This is a genomic window from Mycobacterium sp., assembly GCF_046091765.1.
In the GTDB taxonomy this organism is placed as follows: Bacteria; Actinomycetota; Actinomycetes; order Mycobacteriales; family Mycobacteriaceae; genus Mycobacterium.
The window spans coordinates 11,872-32,961 of record NZ_JBJTCF010000081.1 but is presented as its reverse complement, the minus strand read 5'-3'; the positions used below and the strand labels follow the sequence as shown (position 1 = coordinate 32,961).

At 69.2% G+C, this 21,090-nt stretch carries 21 protein-coding genes; 18 read left to right on the top strand and 3 right to left on the bottom strand.

Annotated elements, in window-relative coordinates; all coding sequences use genetic code 11:
* The coding region (locus tag ACKOB8_RS08465) for a Calx-beta domain-containing protein (protein WP_526376765.1) at positions 1-2,231 on the bottom strand (2,231 nt) is incomplete at its 3' end.
* A 392-nt stretch (positions 2,232-2,623) separates the two neighbouring features.
* On the opposite strand from ACKOB8_RS08465, the gene ACKOB8_RS08460 reads away from it, so the two are divergent.
* From ACKOB8_RS08460 to ACKOB8_RS08450, 3 genes are read left to right on the top strand one after another with little or no spacing between them, the layout of a single operon-like run.
* Complete coding sequence (locus tag ACKOB8_RS08460) at positions 2,624-3,718, top strand: Re/Si-specific NAD(P)(+) transhydrogenase subunit alpha (protein ID WP_526376764.1); 1,095 nt, start codon at positions 2,624-2,626, stop codon at positions 3,716-3,718.
* Between the two features lie 4 nt (positions 3,719-3,722).
* A complete protein-coding gene (locus tag ACKOB8_RS08455) occupies positions 3,723-4,064 on the top strand; it encodes a proton-translocating transhydrogenase family protein (RefSeq protein ID WP_526376763.1) in 342 nt (113 codons plus the stop codon).
* Complete coding sequence (locus tag ACKOB8_RS08450) at positions 4,061-5,491, top strand: NAD(P)(+) transhydrogenase (Re/Si-specific) subunit beta (RefSeq protein ID WP_526376762.1); 1,431 nt, start codon at positions 4,061-4,063, stop codon at positions 5,489-5,491. The genes ACKOB8_RS08455 and ACKOB8_RS08450 overlap by 4 nt, the downstream gene beginning before the upstream one ends.
* A gap of 4 nt (positions 5,492-5,495) precedes the next feature.
* Here ACKOB8_RS08450 and ACKOB8_RS08445 read toward each other — a convergent pair whose 3' ends face one another.
* Positions 5,496-5,966: an acyl-CoA thioesterase gene (locus ACKOB8_RS08445; RefSeq protein ID WP_526376761.1), complete on the bottom strand. Its 471-nt coding sequence runs from the start codon at positions 5,964-5,966 to the stop codon at positions 5,496-5,498.
* Between the two features lie 55 nt (positions 5,967-6,021).
* On the opposite strand from ACKOB8_RS08445, the gene ACKOB8_RS08440 reads away from it, so the two are divergent.
* Positions 6,022-7,101, top strand: a complete 1,080-nt coding sequence (locus ACKOB8_RS08440; protein WP_526376760.1) for a TolB family protein — start codon at positions 6,022-6,024, stop codon at positions 7,099-7,101.
* On the opposite strand, the gene ACKOB8_RS08435 is transcribed toward ACKOB8_RS08440, so the two are convergent.
* Positions 7,098-7,214 (bottom strand): hypothetical protein, encoded by a 117-nt coding sequence (locus ACKOB8_RS08435; RefSeq protein ID WP_526376759.1) that lies wholly within the window; start codon positions 7,212-7,214, stop codon positions 7,098-7,100. The genes ACKOB8_RS08440 and ACKOB8_RS08435 overlap by 4 nt on opposite strands.
* A 131-nt stretch (positions 7,215-7,345) precedes the next feature.
* Here ACKOB8_RS08435 and ACKOB8_RS08430 point away from each other — a divergent pair, with 131 nt between their 5' ends.
* The 14 genes from ACKOB8_RS08430 to ACKOB8_RS08365 all read left to right on the top strand — a co-directional run bounded on the left by ACKOB8_RS08430 (position 7,346) and on the right by ACKOB8_RS08365 (position 21,080).
* Positions 7,346-7,987, top strand: coding sequence for a TetR/AcrR family transcriptional regulator (locus ACKOB8_RS08430; RefSeq protein ID WP_526376758.1), 642 nt, complete (start codon positions 7,346-7,348; stop codon positions 7,985-7,987).
* Positions 7,987-8,427 (top strand): SRPBCC family protein, encoded by a 441-nt coding sequence (locus ACKOB8_RS08425; RefSeq protein WP_526376757.1) that lies wholly within the window; start codon positions 7,987-7,989, stop codon positions 8,425-8,427. The genes ACKOB8_RS08430 and ACKOB8_RS08425 overlap by 1 nt, the downstream gene beginning before the upstream one ends.
* Positions 8,428-8,711: 284 nt before the next feature.
* Entirely contained in the window at positions 8,712-9,425 is a 714-nt protein-coding gene (locus tag ACKOB8_RS08420) for an MlaE family ABC transporter permease (RefSeq protein WP_526376767.1), read from the top strand.
* Positions 9,425-10,303 (top strand): MlaE family ABC transporter permease, encoded by an 879-nt coding sequence (locus ACKOB8_RS08415; protein ID WP_526376756.1) that lies wholly within the window; start codon positions 9,425-9,427, stop codon positions 10,301-10,303. The genes ACKOB8_RS08420 and ACKOB8_RS08415 overlap by 1 nt, the downstream gene beginning before the upstream one ends.
* 3 nt (positions 10,304-10,306) lie before the next feature.
* The gene (locus tag ACKOB8_RS08410) at positions 10,307-11,518 is read left to right on the top strand and encodes an MCE family protein (protein WP_526376755.1); all 1,212 of its coding nucleotides are present in this window, start codon (positions 10,307-10,309) and stop codon (positions 11,516-11,518) included.
* Entirely contained in the window at positions 11,515-12,555 is a 1,041-nt protein-coding gene (locus ACKOB8_RS08405) for an MCE family protein (RefSeq protein ID WP_526376754.1), read from the top strand. Before ACKOB8_RS08410 ends, ACKOB8_RS08405 begins: the two co-directional genes overlap by 4 nt.
* Positions 12,552-14,009, top strand: coding sequence for an MCE family protein (locus ACKOB8_RS08400; RefSeq protein ID WP_526376753.1), 1,458 nt, complete (start codon positions 12,552-12,554; stop codon positions 14,007-14,009). The genes ACKOB8_RS08405 and ACKOB8_RS08400 overlap by 4 nt, the downstream gene beginning before the upstream one ends.
* Positions 14,009-15,640 carry a virulence factor Mce family protein gene (locus ACKOB8_RS08395; RefSeq protein WP_526376752.1) on the top strand — a complete coding sequence of 544 codons (1,632 nt, stop codon included), beginning with the start codon at positions 14,009-14,011 and terminating at the stop codon, positions 15,638-15,640. Before ACKOB8_RS08400 ends, ACKOB8_RS08395 begins: the two co-directional genes overlap by 1 nt.
* A complete protein-coding gene (locus ACKOB8_RS08390) occupies positions 15,637-16,815 on the top strand; it encodes a virulence factor Mce family protein (protein ID WP_526376751.1) in 1,179 nt (392 codons plus the stop codon). The genes ACKOB8_RS08395 and ACKOB8_RS08390 overlap by 4 nt, the downstream gene beginning before the upstream one ends.
* 15 nt (positions 16,816-16,830) lie before the next feature.
* Entirely contained in the window at positions 16,831-18,399 is a 1,569-nt protein-coding gene (locus tag ACKOB8_RS08385) for an MCE family protein (protein ID WP_526376750.1), read from the top strand.
* Complete coding sequence (locus tag ACKOB8_RS08380; RefSeq protein ID WP_526376749.1) at positions 18,369-18,956, top strand: Mce protein; 588 nt, start codon at positions 18,369-18,371, stop codon at positions 18,954-18,956. The genes ACKOB8_RS08385 and ACKOB8_RS08380 overlap by 31 nt, the downstream gene beginning before the upstream one ends.
* Positions 18,953-19,921, top strand: a complete 969-nt coding sequence (locus ACKOB8_RS08375; RefSeq protein ID WP_526376748.1) for an RDD family protein — start codon at positions 18,953-18,955, stop codon at positions 19,919-19,921. Before ACKOB8_RS08380 ends, ACKOB8_RS08375 begins: the two co-directional genes overlap by 4 nt.
* Positions 19,918-20,466, top strand: coding sequence for an Rv1363c family protein (locus tag ACKOB8_RS08370; RefSeq protein ID WP_526376747.1), 549 nt, complete (start codon positions 19,918-19,920; stop codon positions 20,464-20,466). The genes ACKOB8_RS08375 and ACKOB8_RS08370 overlap by 4 nt, the downstream gene beginning before the upstream one ends.
* Positions 20,433-21,080 carry an Mce protein gene (locus ACKOB8_RS08365; RefSeq protein ID WP_526376746.1) on the top strand — a complete coding sequence of 216 codons (648 nt, stop codon included), beginning with the start codon at positions 20,433-20,435 and terminating at the stop codon, positions 21,078-21,080. The genes ACKOB8_RS08370 and ACKOB8_RS08365 overlap by 34 nt, the downstream gene beginning before the upstream one ends.
* The last annotated feature ends 10 nt before the right edge of the window (positions 21,081-21,090 follow it).

Here is a 21,090-nt window from a genome sequence, read left to right as displayed (position 1 = left end):
CCGTCGGGGGTGGCCTGCATGAACGCTGCGGTGAACAGCGACCCGCCGCCGTTGGTCTGGCTGATCGCCAGCAGGTCGGGCACCGGCCAGCCGCCCATGTCGACGTAGGGGGCGTAGAACGTGGTGCCCCAGCGGTCACCGACCACCGGCGGGGTCACCGGTGTGGTGGCGGTGTCGTCGTTGGTGATGGTGCCCGTCGCACTCGCGGTGGCCGCCCCAGAAACAAAGGTGGCGCCGGTCGGGTTGGTCAGGGTGACGGTGAACGTCTCAGTGGGCTCCACGGTGGTGTCGCCGGTGACGTTGACGCTGATCTGCTGGGAGATGACCCCCGGGGTGAAGCTCAGGGTGCCGCTGGCCGCGGTGTAGTCCTGCCCGGCGGTCGCGGTCCCGTTGGCCGTCGCATAACCGACGGTGACCGTGGAGGTTGCCGCCTTGGACAGCGACACGGTGAAGCGCGCGGTCGTGCTACCCGAGTTGCCTTCAGCGACCGACACGTTGGCGATCGACAGCGTCGGTGCGCTGACCACCGGTGCGGTGTCGTCGTTGGTGATGGTGCCCGTCGCACTCGCCGTCGCCAGAGTCGCGCCGGTCGGGTTGGCCAGGGTGACGGTGAACGTCTCGTCCGGCTCCACGGTGGTGTCGCCGGTGACGTTGACACTGATCTGCTGGGAGATCACCCCCGGGGCGAAGCTCACGGTGCCGCTGGTGGCGGTGTAGTCCTGCCCGGCGGTCGCGGTCCCGTTGGCCGTCGCATAACCGACGGTGACCGTGGAGGTTGCCGCCTTGGACAGCGACACCGTGAAGCGCGCCGTGGTGCTGCCCGAGTTGCCTTCGGCGACCGACACGTTGGAGATCGACACCGTCGGTGCGCTGACCACCGGCGGCGGGGTGACCGTGCCGGCGTTGGTGATCGCGTTCTGCCACTTCGCGGTCGTCGCGGGATCCAGCGCGATGATGTTGCCGGTACTCATCTGTTTGAGCCCCACCCCGCTGAGGGTGTAGGTCTGGTTGTTGCCGGTGATCGAGATCTGCGTCGACCCGCCCGGCTCGGCGATCTCGAAGTTGGTCGGCTGGAACCAGCCGAAGTCCAGCTTGTCGGTCGCGGGGTTGAAGTTCAGCGCGGTGTTGGTACCCCACGCCCAGATGATCTTGGTGATGGTGCCCCCCGACACGGCCGGAGAAGTCGGCGTGGTCGGCGTGGACGGTGTGGACGTGGCCGTGGAGCTTGCGGTCGCGATCGCGTTCTGCCACTTGGCCGCGGTGTCGGGATTGAGCGCGATGATGTTGGTGGTGGCGCTGAGCTGCTTCAGTCCGACACCGGTGAGGGTGTAGGTCTGGTTGTTGTTGGTGATCGAGATCCGCGTCGATCCGGAATTCTCGGAGACGGAGAACTCGGTCGGCGCGAACCAGCCGAAGTCCAGCTTGTCGGTCGCGGTGTTGAAGTTCAGCGCGGTGTTGCTGCCCCACGCCCAGGTGATCTTGGTGGTCGTGCCGGTGGTGGTCGTGGCGGCGGGCAGCGGCTGGGCGGTTGCCGACGCGGCGGACACCCGGCCCGTGCGACGGGCCGCCGCGAGCACGGCCCACGCCAGTGCCGTCTCGCCCGGCGCACCGGGTCCGCCGCCCAGCAGCGGGTTGACCACCGCGTCGACGGCGACCTGTTCGGGCGCCGCCGGCGTCGGGGTGCCGGCCGGTGCGGCGGAGACCGCGGGCGCATCGCCGGTGGCGACCGGCGCGGTCGGCGCGGCCGTCAGCACCGGGCGGCCGATGTCGGGCAGCCGCGGCAGATCGGCGGCGCCGGTCGCGGGAAGGGCGGGCCGCACGGCCCGGCCCGAGGTCACCGCGCCGGGCCGGGAATCGGATCCGCGCGAGTCACCGGATGCCCGGGTGTCCGTCGAGGAGCCGGTCACGCGCGGGGCCGGGGCCGGGCGCTCGGTCGCAGCGGCGGCCGCGGGGGCAACCGGAGCGGGCGCGGTGCGGCGCTCGCCACGGCCGGAAGTCTGCGCTCCAGCCTTCGCGTTGGTCCCTGAGTCGGACTGAGCGCTGGTGGTGGAGTCGGTGCCGGAGTCGGCGGCGGCGATGCCCAGACCGCCGATCAGGGTGCCCACGCCGAGCGCGGCGGCGAGAACCCCGACCCGGCCGATGAATCGGGCGTGGCTCGCGCCCGGGGCGCGGTGGGGCAGAGACGTCGGATCTTTCGGATGGCTTACGCGGTCGGCACGGGCAGAACTCATGGGGAAACTCCTCGATAGCGATAAGTCAGCAAAGAGTTAGAGCACTCATGGTTTTTTCACTCAAGTGATGGCGTTTGCGAACCGCAGCCACCGATCAACACGACGTGCGATCGAGATACCAGCAGCAAAACAGTCCGGAGGATCGTGGTTTGTATCAGCCCCCGCTCAGGAAACGCGTAAGTAATACCTATCACAGTTGGTTCCTGTGATCCAGTCGGAAACAAAGATTTTAAGAAATCGGCCGGTCTCCGGGCACGCGGGTTCCCACGATCAGCGTCGCGCGACCCGGGTCGGGCCGTGTCCTGCGGAGAAAGGAAGCGGCTAGGGTGTCACGAGCAATCTCACGAACACCGGCGGGCCATCATGTCGCCCGAAATCTCCAGGAAGCGCCGATGACAGGTTCGCAGACGACCGTGGGCGTCGTCGCCGAGGCGGCTCCCGACGAGCGCCGGGTCGCGCTGGTGCCCAAGGCGGTCTCCGCACTGGTCGGCACCGGCGTGGCGGTGGTGGTCGAGTCCGGCGCCGGGCAGCGCGCGCTGCTGCCCGACGAGCTCTACACCGCGGCCGGGGCGACCATCGGCGACGCCTGGTCGGCCGACGTCGTCGTCAAGGTCGACCCCCCCACGCCGGCCGAGGTCGCCCGGCTGCGATCCGGCCAGACGCTGATCGGGTTCCTGCATCCCCGCAACGCCGACAACCAGATCGCCGCGCTCAAGGCCGCCGGCGTGCAGGCCTTCGCGCTGGAAGCGGTCCCGCGGATCTCCCGCGCCCAGGCGATGGACGCGCTGTCCTCGCAGGCCAACGTCGCCGGCTACAAGGCGGTGCTGCTCGCCGCCAGCGAGTCCACCCGCTTCTTCCCGATGCTGACCACCGCCGCGGGCACGGTCAAGCCGGCCAGCCTGCTGGTACTCGGGGTCGGGGTGGCCGGTCTGCAGGCGCTGGCCACCGCCAAGCGGCTGGGCGCCAAGACCACCGGCTACGACGTGCGCCCCGACGTCGCCGATCAGGTGCGCTCGGTGGGGGCGCAGTGGCTCGACCTCGGCGACGGCGCGATCGACGCGGTCGGCGAGGGCGGCTACGCGCGCGAACTCACCGACGCCGAACGCGCCCGCCAGCAGGAGCGGCTGGAGAAGGCCATCGGCGGTTTCGACGTGGTGATCACCACCGCACTGGTGCCCGGTCGACCCGCCCCCCGGCTGGTGACGGCCGCGGCGGTGCAGGGAATGAAGCCGGGCAGCGTGGTCGTCGACCTGGCCGGTGAGACCGGCGGCAACTGCGAGTTGACCGTGCCGGGTGAGACCGTGGTGCGCCACGGCGTGACGATCGCCTCGCCGCTCAACCTGCCGGCGACCATGCCCGAGCACGCCAGTGAGCTCTACGCCAAGAACATCACCGCGCTGCTGGAACTGCTCATCACCGACGGTGCGCTGGCACCCGACTTCGAAGACGAGGTCGTCGCCGCGGCCTGCGTGACCCGGGAGGGCTGACACCGTGTACTCCGCACTGCTGGCCAACCTCGCGATCCTGGTGCTGGCCGGGTTCGTCGGGTTCGCGGTGATCTCCAAGGTGCCCAACACCTTGCACACCCCGCTGATGTCGGGCACCAACGCCATCCACGGCATCGTCGTGCTCGGTGCGCTGCTGGTGCTGGGCAGCCTGCCCGCCGACGCGCACTGGGGCGTGCGCATCATCGGGTTCATCGCGCTGGTGTTCGGCACGCTCAACGTGATCGGCGGCTTCCTGGTCACCGATCGGATGCTGGGCATGTTCAAGAGCAAGAAGAAGGCACTGCCCGCGACGAAAGAGAGCACGCCGAAGGAGATCACCGGGTGACCTACCTCGTCGACGTCCTCTACATCGTCGCTTTCTCGCTGTTCATCTACGGCCTGATGGGGCTGACCGGTCCCAAGACCGCGGTGCGGGGCAACTGGATCGCCGCGGTCGGTATGGGTATCGCGGTGATCGCCACGCTGATCAAGGTCCGCGACACCGCGGCGATCAACTGGATCCTGATCGTCGCCGGCCTGGCGATCGGCGTCATCCTGGGTGTGCCGCCGGCCAAGAAGACCAAGATGACCGCGATGCCCCAGCTGGTCGCGCTGTTCAACGGTGTCGGCGGCGGCACGGTCGCCCTCATCGCCTGGGCGGAATTCATTGAGACCGAGGGCTTCTCGCAGTTCAAGCCCGAACAGTCCCCCACGGTCGCCCTGGTGGTCGGATCGCTGTTCGCCGCGATCATCGGCTCGGTGTCGTTCTGGGGTTCGCTGGTCGCCTTCGCCAAGCTGCAGGAAAACATCATCCCCAAGAACGTCGAGAAGGCGTTCGTCAAGGGCGCCAAGATCTTCCAGGCCGCCAACATCGCGCTGCTGCTGGCCGCCGTCGGTACCGCGGTGTACATCGGCCTGACACCCGGCCTGCCGGTCTGGTGGGTCGCGCTGCTGCTGGTGCTCGCCGGTGTGATGGGCCTCTTCGTGGTGTTCCCGATCGGTGGCGCCGACATGCCGGTGGTGATCTCGCTGCTGAACGCGATGACCGGGTTGTCGGCCGCGGCAGCCGGGTTGGCGCTGAACAACACCGCGATGATCGTGGCCGGGATGATCGTTGGCGCGTCGGGTTCGATCCTGACCAACCTGATGGCGGTGGCGATGAACCGCTCGATCCCGGCGATCGTGTTCGGGTCGTTCGGCGGCACCGACGCCGGCGGCGGACCGGGCGGAGCCGAGCAGGGCGCGGTGAAGGCGACCTCGGCGTCCGACGCCGCGATCCAGATGGCGTACGCCAATCAGGTGATCGTCGTTCCCGGCTACGGCCTGGCCGTCGCCCAGGCCCAGCACGCGGTCAAGGAGATGGCGGACCTGCTGGAGCAGAAGGGTGTGGAGGTCAAGTTCGCCATCCACCCGGTGGCAGGCCGCATGCCCGGCCACATGAACGTGCTGCTGGCCGAGGCTGACGTCGACTACGACGCGATGAAGGAGATGGACGACATCAACGGCGAGTTCCCGCGCACCGACGTGACGTTGGTGATCGGCGCCAACGACGTCACCAACCCCGCGGCGCGCACCGACCCGTCCAGCCCGATCTACGGCATGCCGATCCTCAACGTCGACCAGTCCCGTTCGGTGATCGTGCTCAAGCGGTCGATGTCGTCGGGCTACGCCGGTATCGACAACCCGCTGTTCTCCGGCCCGACCACCTCGATGCTGTTCGGCGACGCCAAGAAGTCGGTCGGCGAGGTCATCGAGGAACTCAAAGCGCTCTGAGGCCTCAGGCCCGCGGCACTCCCAGCAGCACCGCCTGCAGCGCCTCCCGGAAGTCCTCCGGCAGCGCGGTGGGACCGTCGGAGTCCAGCAGCACGGTCAGGGCGTCGCAGACGCTGATGCACACGCCGTCGCGGAACAACCCGGTCGAGGCGACATAGGACGTGCGTCCGATGCGCCCGGCGCCGGCTCCGGTGTCGATCATCGCCGGCCAGTGCGCCTCGGTGAGGAAGTGGGTGGTCCGCTGCGCGGTCACCAGCCGAAGTCCCCGGCGCAGCAGGCCGGTGTCGGCCGGACGCAACCTTCGGCCCAAGCCGGCCCGGGCGTTCTCGTGCAGCGACTCCAGGGCGACGTTGTTGAGGTGGCCGTTGGCGTCCATGTCGCCGTAGCGCGCGGCGATCTGGTCCTGCAGCGGGTAGCAGTCGATCCGCAGTCGGCTCGGATCCGGGCGCGCGGCGAGGGTGGTCAGATCGGTCACAAGGTGGCTCAGCCTACAAGGGCGGCGCAGGGTCCGGCCGCTACAGTGACGGCCCATGCGGACAGCGGCGGCCCTCCTGGTGATCACCCTCGCCGCGGCGGGTTGCGCCCGTCCCGCCGAGGGCCCGGCACCCGGCCCGGCGCTGGTCTACGCCAAGGACGGCGCGCTCTACCTCAGCGGGCCGGCGGGTGCGGCGGGCCGCAAGATCACCGACGGGCCCGGCGACTCCGAGCCGGCGCCGTCCCCCGACGGCACCCGGATCGCCTTCGTGCGCCGCACCGAACCCGCCGAGGCGGGCCCGGGACAGGGCGGCGAACTGTGGGTGCTCGACCTCTCGCGGGGCAGGACCCCCGCGGGCCCGCCGCGACGGCTGGTCGACCCGGCCGCGCTGGTGCCCACCTTCGACGGCGAAGGCCCGGGCCGCGTCGTCGCCCCGCGGTGGTCGCCCACCGGCGAGCGGATCGCGTTCCTCAAGAGCGCCGGCGGCGGGGGATTCCTGCTGACCGCCGACGCCCGGACCGGCTCGGTCGCCGCTCCCCCGCAGCCGCTGTTCGCCGACGAGGGCTACGCGTGGTCGCCGGCCGGTCAACAGATCGCCTGGGTCGGCGGGCGCAGCGACGTCAGCCCGGTCGACGTCAACGTGCTCGCCGTCGGCGGCGCCTCGACGGTGGTCGCCAAGGACACCAACGCGTTCGCCATCAGCTACGACGCCGACGGCCGGTCGCTGCTGTTCGCCAACGGCGACGCGACCGGAAGTCTTTTCACCGCAATACCTTTCGCGCTGCGCGACGGCGGCATCTACGCGCTGGACCCGCCCAACCCTCCGGTGGCGCTGCTCAAGGGCGGCTCCTACGACGACGTCACGGCGCTGTCCTCCGGAGCGATCGCGTTCACCGAGTGGAGCGCCGACCAACGGACCAAGACCATCCGGGTGCTGGAGAAGCCGCAGCAGGATCGGACCCTCGCCGACACCCCGGCGGACGCGCCAGCGCCGGTGTGGACGGGTTCGGGAGATTCAGCCCGCATCGCTTACGTGGGCACCGGCACGGACCGGCCACTGCTCATCAGTGACCGGGACGGCAAAGAACTCGGCCGGGTGGCCGGGGGAGCCGACGGGTTCGCCTGGTTGCCCTAGACGGGCGGGTAGGCCGGGGTTCCGGTCCAGTCCACGCCCCGCAGCGCCCACGGCAGCCAGCTCATGAAGTACTCGATCTCGTCGGAGGCGTCGTAGTCCGGATTCGGATCCATGCCCGCAGTCTAGACCGCCGGGCCGCGTCCCACGGGCGATCCGTCGGTCATCCGGTCTCCTAAACTGTCCGAAACGGTCCGCAACAGTCCAACCAGTTGATTGACCCCGCCCATCCACCCCGAGGACACCCATGCCACCGGAGAACGGGACCACCCGCCGCGAGGAGCTGCTGGCCGTCGCGACCAGGTTGTTCGCCGCCCGCGGCTACCACGGCACCCGGATGGACGACGTGGCCGACGTGGTGGGCCTGAACAAGGCGACGGTCTACCACTATTACGCGAGCAAGTCGCTGATCCTGTTCGACATCTACCGCCGCGCGGCGGTGGGCACCCTGGCGGCGGTGCACGACGACCCGACCTGGACCGCCCGCGAGGCGCTCTACCAGTACACCGTGCGGCTGCTGACCCAGATCGCCGAGAACCCCGAGGGCGCGGCGGTGTACTTCCAGGAGCAGCCCTACATCACCGAGTGGTTCACCGACGAGCAGGTCGCCGAGGTCCGGGAGAAGGAGACCCAGGTCTACGAGCACGTCCACGGCCTGATCGACCGGGGCATCGCCAGCGGGGAGTTCTACGAGTGCGACTCCCACGTGGTGGCACTGGGCTACATCGGCATGACGCTGGGCGCCTACCGCTGGCTGCGCCCGGACGGCCGGCGCACCGCCGCCGAGATCGCCGCCGAGTTCTCCACCGCCCTGCTGCGCGGGCTGATCCGCGACGAGAAGACCCGCGCCGACAGTCCGCTGGGCACCCCCGCCGAGGCCACCCGCTGATGCCGCTGGTCAGCAAGACCGTCGAGGTCAGCGCCGACGCCCGGGCGATCCTGCGGATCGTGGCCGACTTCGAGTCCTACCCGCAGTGGAACGACGAGGTCAAAGACGTCTGGGTGCTGGCCCGCTACGACGACGGCCGGCCCAGCCAGCTGCGGATCGACACCGAGGTCCAGGGCCACCGCGGCACCTATATCCAGGCGGTGTACTACCCCGGGCCGACGCAGATCCAGACCGTGATGCAGCAGGGCGAGCTGTTCACCAAGCAGAACCAGGTGTTCTCGGTGGTCGAGATGGGACCGTCGAGCCTGCTCACCGTGGACCTGGAGGTGGAGACGTCGCTGGCGGTGCCCGCGGTGATGGTCAAGAAACTCGTCAACGACGCCCTCGAGCACCTGGCCGCCAACCTCAAGAGCCGCGCCGAGCAACTCGCCGACGGCTGAGCGGCGCAGGTTAGCGGGGCTAGCTAAGCCGCCGACCACGCCGTGCGAGCCGCTGCGGCAAGACACGACTTGTGAGTCAGAAGTAATCCTCCGTTAATCAAGCCGTTGCGCCACACACGGGCCGAAACGTCGGGTACATTCCTGACGCGCCTGTGTGGACCACCCGTCGGGCGGGGTGTGAGGAGGGAGAGTCTTCGGTGACCACCGCTACCGCGCCCAGCAGCCTCGACGCCCTGCGCAACAGACTCAACAAGCCCTTGCAGTCGGTCGGCGGCTTCTTCCGGATGTGCGTGCTGACCGCCAAGGCCCTCACCCGACCGTTCGAGTGGAAAGAGTTCGTCCTGCAGAGCTGGTTTCTGCTGCGGGTGACGTTCCTGCCGACGGTCGCGGTCGCGGTCCCCGACACGGTGCTCATCATCTTCACCCTCAACCTGCTGCTGCAGGAGATCGGCGCGGGGGACGTCTCCGGTGCCGGCGCGGCGCTGGGTGCGGTGACCCAGCTGGGTCCGCTGGTGACCGTTCTGGTGGTCGCCGGTGCGGGCTCCACCGCGATCTGCGCGGACCTCGGCGCGCGCACCGTCCGCGAGGAGATCGACGCCCTGGAGGTGCTGGGCATCGACCCGATCCACCGCCTGGTCGTCCCGCGCGTCGCCGCCTCGACGTTCGTGGCCTTCCTGCTCAACGGTGCGGTCATCACCATCGGCCTGGTCGGCGGGTTCATCTTCGGGGTGTACGTGCAGAACATTTCCCCGGGCGCCTACGTCCAAACCCTGACCCTGGTCACCGGTCTGCCCGAGGTGGCGATATCGCTGACCAAGGCGCTGGTGTTCGGGCTGATCGCCGGGCTGGTGGGCTGTTATCGCGGGCTGACCGTCAGCGGCGGCTCCAAGGGTGTGGGGCAGGGCGTCAACGAGACGCTGGTGCTCTGCGTGATCGCGCTTTTCGCGGTCAACGTCATCCTGACCACGATCGGCGTCCGGTTCGGGACGGGGCGGTAATGGCCTCGACGACAACGGATGCGGTGCTGCGGGGGCGGTTCCCCCGCGGATACTCCGGACTGAACAAGCTTCTCGGCGCGCCGGGGCGCTTCCTCGACAGCTTCGGCAAGCTGGCCTGGTTCGCCGCGCAGGCTCTCGGTGAGATCCCGCACGCGCTGCGTTACTACCGCAAGGAAGTGCTGCGGCTGATCGCCGAGATCGGCATGGGCACCGGAGCGATGGCGGTGATCGGCGGCACGGTGGCCATCGTCTGCTTCGTGACGCTGTCGGCCGGCACCCTGATCGCGATCCAGGGCTACGCCTCGCTGGGCAACATCGGCGTCGAGGCGGTCACCGCCGGGCTCGCGGCCCTGGTCAACATCCGCATCGTCGCGCCCATCACCACCGGCCACGCGCTGGCGTCCACCGTCGGCGCGGGCGCCACAGCGCAGCTGGGCGCGATGCGCATCGCCGAGGAAGTCGACGCCCTGGAGGTGATGGGCATCAAGTCGGTGTCCTACCTGGTGTCGACCCGCATCCTGGCCGGCATGGTGGTCATCGTCCCGCTCTACGCGATGGCCATCATCATGAACTTCCTTTCGGCCCAGCTGATGACGACCGTGTTCTACGGGCAGTCCGCCGGCACCTACGACCACTACTTCCGCACCCTGCTGCGTCTCGACGACGTCGGCTGGTCCTTCGTGCAGGGCATCGTCATCGCGATCGTGGTGATGATCAACCACTGCTACTTCGGCTACAACGCCAGCGGCGGCCCGGTGGGCGTCGGCGAGGCGGTGGGCCGCTCGATGCGGGCCTCGCTGGTCTACATCGTGCTGATCGTCCTGTCGGCATCGTTGGCCCTCTACGGGACCAACCCGAACTTCAACCTGACGCTCTAAGCCATGGCGGGAAGAAAGAACGACACGCGCACGCCGCCGCTGAAACTGGCGGGTCTGGTGCTGCTGGTGATCCTCGGGTTGGTCTTCACCTTCGTGGTGCTGCAGTACCGGGGCACCCTGACGCCGAAGACCGACGTCACGCTGATCTCCAGCCGCGCCGGGCTGGTGATGGATCCGGGCGGCAAGGTCACCTACAACGGCCTGCCGGTCGGGCGGGTGATCAGCGTCGAGCCGCTGGATCGCAACGGCAAGCAGGTGGCCCAGCTCAACCTGGAGATCAACAACCGCTACATCCCGCTCATCCCGGCCAACGTCGGCGCGACCATCGACGCGACCACCATCTTCGGCAACAAGTACGTCTCCCTGAAGAGCCCGGCGGACCCGACCAAGGCCCGACTCTCCAGCTCCGACGAGATCGACGCCACCAACGTCACAACCGAGTTCAACACCCTGTTCGAGACCGTCACCTCGCTGGCGGAGAAGGTCGACCCGGTCAAGCTCAACCTCACCCTGTCGGCCGCCGCGGAGGCGCTGACCGGACTGGGCGGCAAGCTCGGCGTGGCGATCAACAACGCTAACGCCGCCCTCGACGAACTCAACCCGCAGCTGCCGACCCTGCAGTTCGACCTGCAGCAGCTGGTGGGCTTCGCCGACGTCTACACCACCGCCGCACCGGACCTGCTCGACGCCCTGGACAACATCTCCACCTCCGCGCGCACGATCTACGCGCAGCGCGGTGACCTCGACGCCGCACTGCTAGCCGCGGTCGGCTTCGGCAACACCGGCGCCGACGTGTTCGAGCGCGGCGCGCCGTATCTGGTGCGCGCGATCGAGGACCTGGTGCCGACCTCGCAGGTGCTGGACACCTACAGCCCGGCGATCCACTGCACGCTGCGCGGCGCGGCCGAGGCGCTGCCGCTGGCCAACGCCACCCTGGGCGGCAACGGGTACTCGCTGAGGGTGCTGGCGCCCGTGCTCGGAGCGCCGAACCCCTACGCCTTCCCCGACAACATGCCCCGGACGAACGCCCGCGGCGGGCCCGGCGGAGCCCCCGGGTGCTTCCAGGACATCAACAACAACTTCTGGCCGGCCCCCACCGTGGTCGCTGACACCGGCTTCACGCTCTCGCCGTACAACCACTTCGAGCTCGGCCAGCCGCTGCTCGCGGAGTACGTCTGGGGACGTCAGTTCGGGGAGAACACGATCAACCCATGAGCATCCGCGGCACGGCCATCAAACTCGGGATCCTCTCGGGCATCCTGCTCATCTTCACTGCGCTCATTGTGATCGTCTTCGGGCAGTTCCGTTTCGAGAACACCACCGCCTACACCGCGATGTTCAGCAACGCCAGCGGCCTGAAGAACGGCCAGTTCGTCCGGGCCGGTGGGGTGGAGGTCGGCAAGGTCTCCAACATCAAGCTGACCGACGACGGCCGCCGCGCGCTGGTCACGCTGCAGGTCGACAAGTCACTGCCGCTCTACCAGTCGACCACCGCGACGATCCGCTACCTGGACCTGATCGGCAACCGGTATGTGAACCTCGAGCGCGGAACCGGTGACGGCGCCGACCAGATCCTGCCGCCGGGCGGCCTGATCCCGCTGGCGCGCACCCAGCCCGCGCTGGACCTCGACGCGCTGATCGGCGGGTTCCGCCCGCTGTTCCGCGCGCTGGACGCGGAGAAGGTCAACAACATCGCGACCTCGCTGCTGGCGGCCTTCCAGGGGCAGGGCGGCACGATCAACCAGATCCTGCAGCAGACCGCCGAGCTGACCTCGGCGCTGGCCGACCGCGATCAGGCCATCGGTGAGGTGATCACCAACCTCAACACCACGCTCAACACGGTGGTCAAGCACCAGAAGGAGTTCGACCAGACGGTCGACAAGCTCGAGGTGCTCATCACCGGGCTGCAGAGCCGTGCCGACCCATTGGCCGACGCGATCCAGGCGATCGGTGACGGCACGGGCACCCTGGGCGGGCTGCTGCGTGACGACCGCCCGCTGCTGCAGACCAACATCGGCCAACTCGAGCAGGTCCAGCAGGCACTGATCGACAATCTCCCCAGCGTGGAGGACACCCTGGTCAAGCTGCCGCAGGCGGCCAACCTGATCGGCCGGATCGGCGGCATCTACGGCGACTTCATCAACTTCTACCTCTGCGACGTCTCGCTGCGGCTCAACGGCCTGCAGCCCGGCGGACCGGTGCGCACCGTCAAGGTCTGGCAGCAGCCGACGGGGAGGTGCACGCCGCAGTGAGATCCCTGCAGACGACCACCCGCGCCCGCAACGGCCTGATCGGCATCCTGATCCTGTTCCTCGTGGTCCTCGTCGGGCAGAGCTTCGCCAGCGTCCCGCAGGTCTTCGCCACGCCGGACTACTACGCGGAGTTCACCGACGCCGCCGGCATCAACCCCGGCGACAAGGTCCGGGTGTCCGGATTGGACGTCGGCAACGTCAAGTCGCTGGCGATCAAGGGCGACCGGGTCAACGTCGGCTTCACCCTCGGCGATCAGCGGATCGGCACCGAGAGCCGGCTGTCCATCCGCACCGACACCATCCTGGGCAAGCGGGTCATCGAGATCGATCCGCGGGGCAACAAGATGCTGCGCGCCGACGAGGTGCTGCCGCTGACCCAGAGCACCACGCCCTACCAGCTCTACGACGCGTTCTCCGACCTGACCAAGTCGACCTCGAAGTGGGATCTGGATACCCTGAAGCGCTCGCTGAACACGCTCTCGGAGACCGTCGACCAGACCTCGCCGAACCTGAGCGCGGCACTCGACGGCATCGCCCGCTTCTCCGACACCCTCGGAAAGCGCGACCAACAGGTCAAGGACCTGCTGGCCCAGGCCAACAAGGTGGCCGGCGTGCTGGGCAACCGCAGCGAGCAGGTCAACCGGCTGCTGGTCAACGCTCAGGTGCTGCTGCGCGCGATCAACCAGCGCGGCCAGGCGATCGACTACCTGCTGGCCAACATCTCCGAGGTGTCCCAGCAGTTCGCCGGGTTCGTCGAGGACAACCCCAACCTCAACAACGCCCTCGAGCAGCTGCGCACCATCAGCGCGCTGCTGGTCAAGCGCAAGAACGAACTGGCCGAAGCGCTGACCCTCAGTGGGCGGATCGCCACCCAGCTCAACGAGGCCGTCGCCTCGGGGCCGTTCTTCAAGGTCGCGATCTCCAACATCGTGCCCTACTGGATCCTGCAGCCCTTCGTCGACGCCGCCTTCAAGGAACGCGGCATCGATCCGGAGGAGTTCTGGCGCAACGCCGGCCTGCCGGCCTATCGGTTCCCCGACCCGACCAAGCCCGGATTCTCCAACGGTGCGCCGCCGCCGCCGATGCAGGTGCTCGAAGGCACGCCGGAGTTCCCCGGTCCGGCGATCCCGCCCGGCTCGCCGTGCTCCTACACGCCCGCCGGCGGACCCGGCCTGCCCTCGGCGAGCAACCCGATGCCGTGCGCGGGGGCCACCGACGGTCCCTACGGACCCGTGCCCGGCGGGTTCGGGCCGCCCGGACTGGCGCTGTCGGCACCGGTTCCCGAGGGCCCGATCAACCACGGGGTGCCCGCCGCGGCGATACCGGGCCTGCCGGGCCCGGCCGTCGCCGGCGCGCCCGGACCGGCGCTGGCGCCCGGACCGCCCGGAGCGCGCACCGTCCCGGTGCCCCCCGGCCCTGAGACCCTGGCGCCCACCGACGCAGGGGGTAACTGATGTCGAGTCCGCGTAACTGGCGTCTGGGCCAGCTGGCCCGCGGGTCGGTCGGCATCGGCGCGCTGGCCGTGCTGCTCGCGGTGGTCGCCGCGTTCGTCGGGTGGAACCTCTACCAGCGTGCCACCACCAAGACCGTCGTCGCCTACTTCTCCGACACCCTTGCCCTCTATCCGGGCGACAAGGTGCAGATCATGGGCGTGAAGGTCGGTGACATCGACAAGATCGAGCCGGCCGGCAACAAGATGAAGGTCACCTTCAACTACCCCAGCAAGTACAAGGTCCCCGCCAACGCCATGGCCTCGATCATCAACCCGACCGTGGTGGCCTCACGGGTGATTCAGCTCGACCCGCCCTACACCGGCGGACCGGTGCTCGCCGACAACGCGGTCATTCCGCTGGAGCGCACCCAGACCCCGGTGGAGTGGGACGACATCCGCGGCAACCTGGACAAGCTGATCACCGACCTGGGGCCCACACCCGAGCAGCCCGAGGGGCCGATCGGTGCGTTCGTGGCGTCGCTGTCCGACGGTCTGAACGGCAAGGGCAAGCAACTCAACGCCGCCTTCAAGGGACTGTCCGACGCGGTCAGCGCGCTCAACGAGGGGCGCACCGACCTGTTCGGGGTGACCAAGAGCCTGGCGCTGTTCGTCAACGCCCTGCGCCAGAGCGACCAGCAGTTCGTCGCGCTTAACAACGACCTGTCCACCTTCACCAACTCGCTGACCAACTCCGATCAGGAAGTCGCCAACGCGGTGCGTGACATCGACCGCCTGCTGACCACCGCGCGCAGCTTCCTCGACCAGAACGCCGAGGTGCTGACCGCCGACATCAAGAATCTCGAAGAGGCCACCACCGCGATCCTGCAACCGGAGGTCCGCGAGGGCCTCGAGCAGTTCCTGCACGTGTACCCGACGGCTTCGGCCAACGCCACCCAGATCTACCACCCCAGCCACGGCGCGATCGTGGCGATCCCGGCCATCCCGAGCCTGGCCAACCCGGTGCAGTTCCTCTGCAGCGCGATCCAGGCCGGCAGCCGGCTGGGTTACCAGGACTCCGCGGAGTTGTGCGCGCAGTACCTGACCCCGATCCTGGACGCGATCAAGTTCAACTATCTGCCGTTCGGCGTCAACCAGTTCGCCACCGCCGAGACGCTGCCCAAGTACGTCGCCTACTCCGAGGAGCGGCTGCGCCCGCCCTACGGCTACAAGGACACCACCGTGCCGGGCATCTGGTCGCGCGACACCCTGTTCTCGCACGGCAACCACGAGGCCGGCTGGGTCGTCGCACCCGGCATGCAGGGCGTCGACGTCGGGCCGTTCACCGCGAACATGCTCACCCCGGATTCGCTGGGCGCCCTGATGGGCGGACCGGACCCGGCCTCGATCCCGCCGGCCGGCCCGCGCGGCGGAGCGGCACCGAACTCCTATGACGGGTTCGGCAACCAGAACAACCCGCTGCCGCCGCCGTGGTACCCGCAGCCGGCGCCGCCGCCGCCGCCCGCGCCGGACGTCATCCCCGGTCCGTTGCCGCCGTCCCAGCAACTCAGCGCGCCGCCTCCCGGGGCCGCGCTGCCGCCACCGATGGCGCCGCCCGGTCCGGCACTGCCGGCCGAGATGGGAACGGGACAGTGAACGCGACCAGGAACGCGACCAGGACGACAAAAGCATCGAGCCTGCGCCGGTTCGCTTGGCGCGGGCTGGCGCTCGCCGTGACGGCGGTGACGCTGACCTCCTGCGGGTGGAAGGGCATCGCGGCCATTCCGCTACCGGTCGGCGCGGGCACCGGCTCGGATCGCACCACGATCTACGTCCAGGTTCCCGACACCCTGGCGCTGAACATCAACAGCCGGGTCCGGGTCGCCGACGTCACGGTCGGAACCGTGCGGGCGATCGAGCTGAAGAACTGGATTCCGACGCTGACCGTCGGGATCGACCCGGGCATCAACCTGCCCGCCAACGCCACCGCGCGGATCGGCCAGTCCAGCATCCTGGGCACCCAGCACCTGGAACTGGCCGCGCCGCCCAACCCGTCCGCGCAGCGGTTGCAGAGCGGCGCGACGATCCCGCTGAAGAACTCCTCCTCGTTCCCGACCGTCGAGCGCACGCTGGCCAGCCTGGCGATCGTGTTGCGCGGCGGCGGGATCTCCAACCTCGAGGTGATCGCCACCGAGGCCAACGACCTGCTCAACGGCAACGGCGACGCGATCCGGGCCTTCCTGTCCAAGCTGGACACCTTCACTGACGGTCTCAACAAGCAGCGCAACGACATCGCCCAGGCGATCGACTCGACCAACGCGCTGCTCAAGATCGTGGCCGGCCGCGACGCGACGGTCGACCGGCTGCTGGTGGACCTGCCCCCGCTGGTGAACTACCTGGCCGGTGCCCGGACCAACCTGACCAACGCCATCGAGGCGGTCGGCCGGTTCAGCCGGGTCTCCGGTGACGCGCTGGCGGCCTCCCGGGCCAACCTGGAGACCAACCTGCAACTGCTGCAGCGTCCGCTCAAGCAACTGGCCCGCGGCGCGCCCTACCTGCCCGACGCCCTCAAGCTGCTCATCACCAACCCGTTCCCGGTGGACAACCTGAACAAGGCGATGCGCGGCGACTACTTCAACCTGTCGCTGACCGTGGACCTGACGCTCAGCGCCCTGGACAACGGGTTGCTGACCGGTACCGGGTTCTCCGGCATGCTGCGGGCTCTCGAGCAGTCGTGGGGCCGCGACCCGAGCACGATGATTCCGGACGTCCGGTACACACCACATCCGAACATGTCCGACGGTGGACCGTACGTCGAGCGCGGCGAGTGAGGATGTGACACCACCATGCTGACCCGGTTCACCAAGATCCAGCTGCTGATCTTCTCGCTGCTCACCGTCGCGTCGTTGCTTTTGATCAGCCTGTACTACCTGCGCCTGCCCACGGTCCTGGGCGTCGGCCAGTACACGCTGACCGCGGAGCTGCCCGCCTCGGGCGGCCTGTACCGGACGGCGGTCGTGGCCTACCGCGGCACCACCATCGGGCGGGTCACCAAGGTGCAGCCGACCGAGAACGGCGTGCGGGCGACGATGAGCATCGCCAACAAGTACAAGATCCCGGTCGACGCGACGGCCAACGTGCACTCGGTGACCGCGATCGGCGAGCAGTACATCGACCTGGTGTCGGAGGGCATGCCCGATCAGTACTTCGAGAACGGGCAGACCATCACCAAGGGCACCGTGCCGACCCCGATCGGTCCGGCCCTGGACGCGGCCAACCGCGGTCTGGCGGCGATCCCGGCGGACAAGATCCCCACGCTGCTGACCGAAACCGCCTTGGCGGTAGGCGATTTGGGCCCGTCACTGCAGCGGTTGGTCGACGGCACCCAGGCGCTCGTGGGAGATCTGAAGACCAACATCAAGGACGTCAACGACATCGTCAACAACAGCGGACCGATCCTCAAGAGCCAGGTGGTCTCCGGCGATGCGATCGCGCAGTGGTCGGCCAACCTGAACTCGATCTCCGCCCAGGTCGTCTCGCAGGACGCCGCGCTGCGCAGCAGCCTGCAGCAGTTCGCCCCGGCCGCCGAGCAACTCAACGCGGTGTTCAGCGACGTGCAGGATGCGCTGCCGCAGACCCTGGCCAACGTGGAGATCCTGCTCGACATGCTCAAACGTAACAACAAGGGACTCGAGCAGGTGTTCGTGATGTGGCCCCAGATCGGCGGCGTCGCGAAGAGCACCACGTGGCCCGCGGGGGGCTACGCCTATCAGGGTCTGGCGCTTTCGATCAACTTGCCGCCGCCGTGCCTGACCGGGTTCCTGCCGGCCTCGGAGTGGCGGGCGCCTGCCGACACCAGTCCGCGCCCGGTGCCCAAGGGGCTGTACTGCAAGATCCCGATGGAGACCCAGAACAACGCGGTGCGCGGTGCGCGGAACATGCCGTGCGAATCGGTTCCGGGGAAGCGCCGCGCGTTGCAGAAGGACTGCCTCAGCGACGAGCCCTACACCGCGCTGGGCACCAACCCGTGGTACGGCGACCCGAACCAGATCGTCAACTGCCCGGCGCCCGGGGCGCGCTGCGATCAGCCGGTGAACCCGGGCACCGTGATCCCGGCGCCGTCGGTCAACACCGGGATGAACCCGCTGCCGGCCGATCTGCTGCCGCCGCCGACCCCGCCGACCAGCGACCCGCTGACCGCTCCGGGAAGCGGATCGGTGCAGTGCGCAGGCCCGTGGCAGCCGGGTTGGCCGCAGCCGGGTACCTGCAACTACACTCCGGCGGGGAACGAAGCTGCCACGTATAACCCGACCAGCGGTGAAGTGACCGGTCCCGACGGCACCACCTACAGCGTCACCACCGCTAACACAACAGGAGACGACGGATGGAAGGAGATGCTGGCTCCGGTCAGCTGAACCCGACCCCGCCGCCCCCCGGCGACGATGCAGAAACCGGCGACGCCGGGGATCTCCAGACGCCGACGAGCCGCCTGCGGCTGGGCCGCGTTGCCGTTGCGGTGATCCTCGCCAGCCTGCTCGTCGCGGCCGGCGGCGGCCTGGCGCTGTGGTTCGGTGCCCGCAGCGCCGCGGCGACCCGATCCGAGGCGGACGCGCTGACGGCGGCCAAGGACTGCGTGGCCGCCACCCAGGCCCCCGACACGAAGGCGATGACGGCCAGCGCCACCAAGATCATCGACTGCACCACCGGTGACTTCGGCACCCAGGCCAAGGTTTACAGCAGCATGCTGGTCGACGCCTACCAAGCCGCCAACGCGCAGTTGGAGGTCACCGACATCCGCGCGGCCGTGGAGCGGCACAACCCGGACGGGTCGATGGACATCCTGGTCGCTCTGCGGGTCAAGCTGTCCAACGTCGAGCAGCAGGGCCAGGAGCACGGCTACCGGCTGCGGGCCCGGATGGAGCCGGTGGACGGAACGTTCAAGATCGCCCGGCTCGACCAGGTGTCGCGGTGACCACCGTGCTGGAAGAGACCCCTGCACTGGAGACGGCCGCCGAGGCGCCGCCGCCGGTCGCGGACTGGGGTTTGCGGGTCGGGTCCTTCGCACTCGATGTGCTGCCCGGTGCCGGTGTGCTGGCCGCCCTGCTGCTCACGAGTTGGTCGGTGCCGCTGCGGGGCTGGCAGTGGTGGGTCTGCGCGATCACGGCCGCCCTGGTGTTCCTGGCCGTCGCCGCCAACCGGCTGCTGTTGCCGGTGATCACCGGTTGGAGCCTGGGCCGGTTGGTGTTCGGCATCCGCGTCGTCGGCGCCGACAACTCCGTGCCGGGACCCGCCCGGCTGCTGCTGCGCGACCTAGCGCACCTGATCGACACCCTGCCGCTGCTGCTGGGCTGGCTGTGGCCGTTGCTGGACCCGCGCGGCCGGACCTTCGCCGACCTGCTGACCCGCACCGAGGTGCGCCCGGTGGACGGGCCCCGCCCGGATCGTCGGCGTCTGGCCGCGGCGCTGGTGGCGGGCGCGGCCGTGATCGGGGTGCTGGCCGCGGGCCTGGGGTATTTCTCGGTGTACCGCCAGGAGCACGCCGTCACGCAGGCCCGGGCCGCGATCGCCCTCGAGGGGCCCAAGATCGTCTCCCAGGTGCTCAGCTACCGCGCGGTCAGCGTGCGCGAGGACTTCGACCGTGCCCGCGCGCTGGTGACCGACGACTACCGTCCGCAACTGGTGGCCCAGCAGGACGCCGTGACCAAGGCCGGCCCGGTCGACAACGACTACTGGATCACCAACAGCGCGGTGCTCTCCTCGTCGCGCGACCAGGCCGAGATGCTGCTGCTGATGCAGGGCCAGCGCGGAACCGGCGACAAGCAGCGCCTGATCACCGCCACGGTGCGGGCCGCGTTCGCCAAGTCCGCCGCCGGGCAGTGGCAGGTCTCGAACCTGACCGTGCTGGCCCGGCCCAACGCCGCCGGACGCGGATCGTGAGTCCGCGCCGCCGGATCGAGCCGGACAGTCCTGATCTGCTGCAGGTACCCGAGCGGCCGCCGCGGCGGCGGGGGCTGCCGGTGGTGGCGGCGGTGTCGGGTGTGCTGCTCGCCGGGGCGATCGCGGCGTCCACCTTCGTCCTGGTCAACCACGAGTCCTACCGGCGCGCCGAGGTGCGCGACGCCTCGGTGCTGACGTTCGTGAGCTCGTTCGTCACCGAATTCACCTCGCTGGACCCGCTCAACGCCAACGACTACACCGACAAGCTGCTTTCCCAGGGCACCGGCGAGTTCGCCCGCATCTACCGGGAGAACTTGAACGAGCTGCTGATCCAGATCGCCCGCTCGGAGCCGACCCGCGGCGCCGTCGAGGCGCTGGGCATCGAACACTGGAACGACGACGACAGCGCCGACGTGGTGGTGGCCGCCAAGACCACCAGCAAGACCCCGGACGGCAAGACCGTCGAGAGTGGCAGCCGATGGGTAGTGACCGCGACCAAGGAGGGGCAGCTGTGGAAGATCAGCCGGATGACCCAGGTGATCTGACCGACGCACCGGAGGCGCCGGACGCGCCGGACGCGCCAGACGCGCCGGAGGCGCCCGAGGAAGAGGCCGAACTCGAGACCCCCGCCGGTCCGCCGCCGCGCCGGCCGCGCAACCGGACCGCCCTTGCGGTCGGCGTCGCGGCGGTGATGTTCGTCGCCGCCGGTGCGTTCGCCGGCGTCGCGCTGCAGACCTATCTGGTCGACCGCGCGACCGTGGCCACCAAGCAGAAGATCGCCCGCACCGCGGCAGACACCATCAGCACGCTGTGGACCTACACGCCCCAGGACATGGAGCAGTTGCCGAACCGCTCGGCGAAGTACCTCTCCGGGGACTTTCAGGACCAGTACCGCAAGTTCGTCGACGCGATCGTGACCACCAACAAGCAGGCGCAGGTCACCAACAGCACCGAGGTGGTGGCGGCGGCGGTCGAGTCGCTCTCCGGTCCCGACGCCAGCGCGCTGGTCTACACCAACACGACCTCGATCACCCCGAACGCGAAGGTGCCCTCCGTGCAATACGTGTCCTACCGGCTGCAGCTCAAGCGCAAGGGCACCGACTGGCTGGTCACCAAGATGACCACGATCACCTCACTGGACCTCACGCCCAAGATCTGACGGCGCCTTC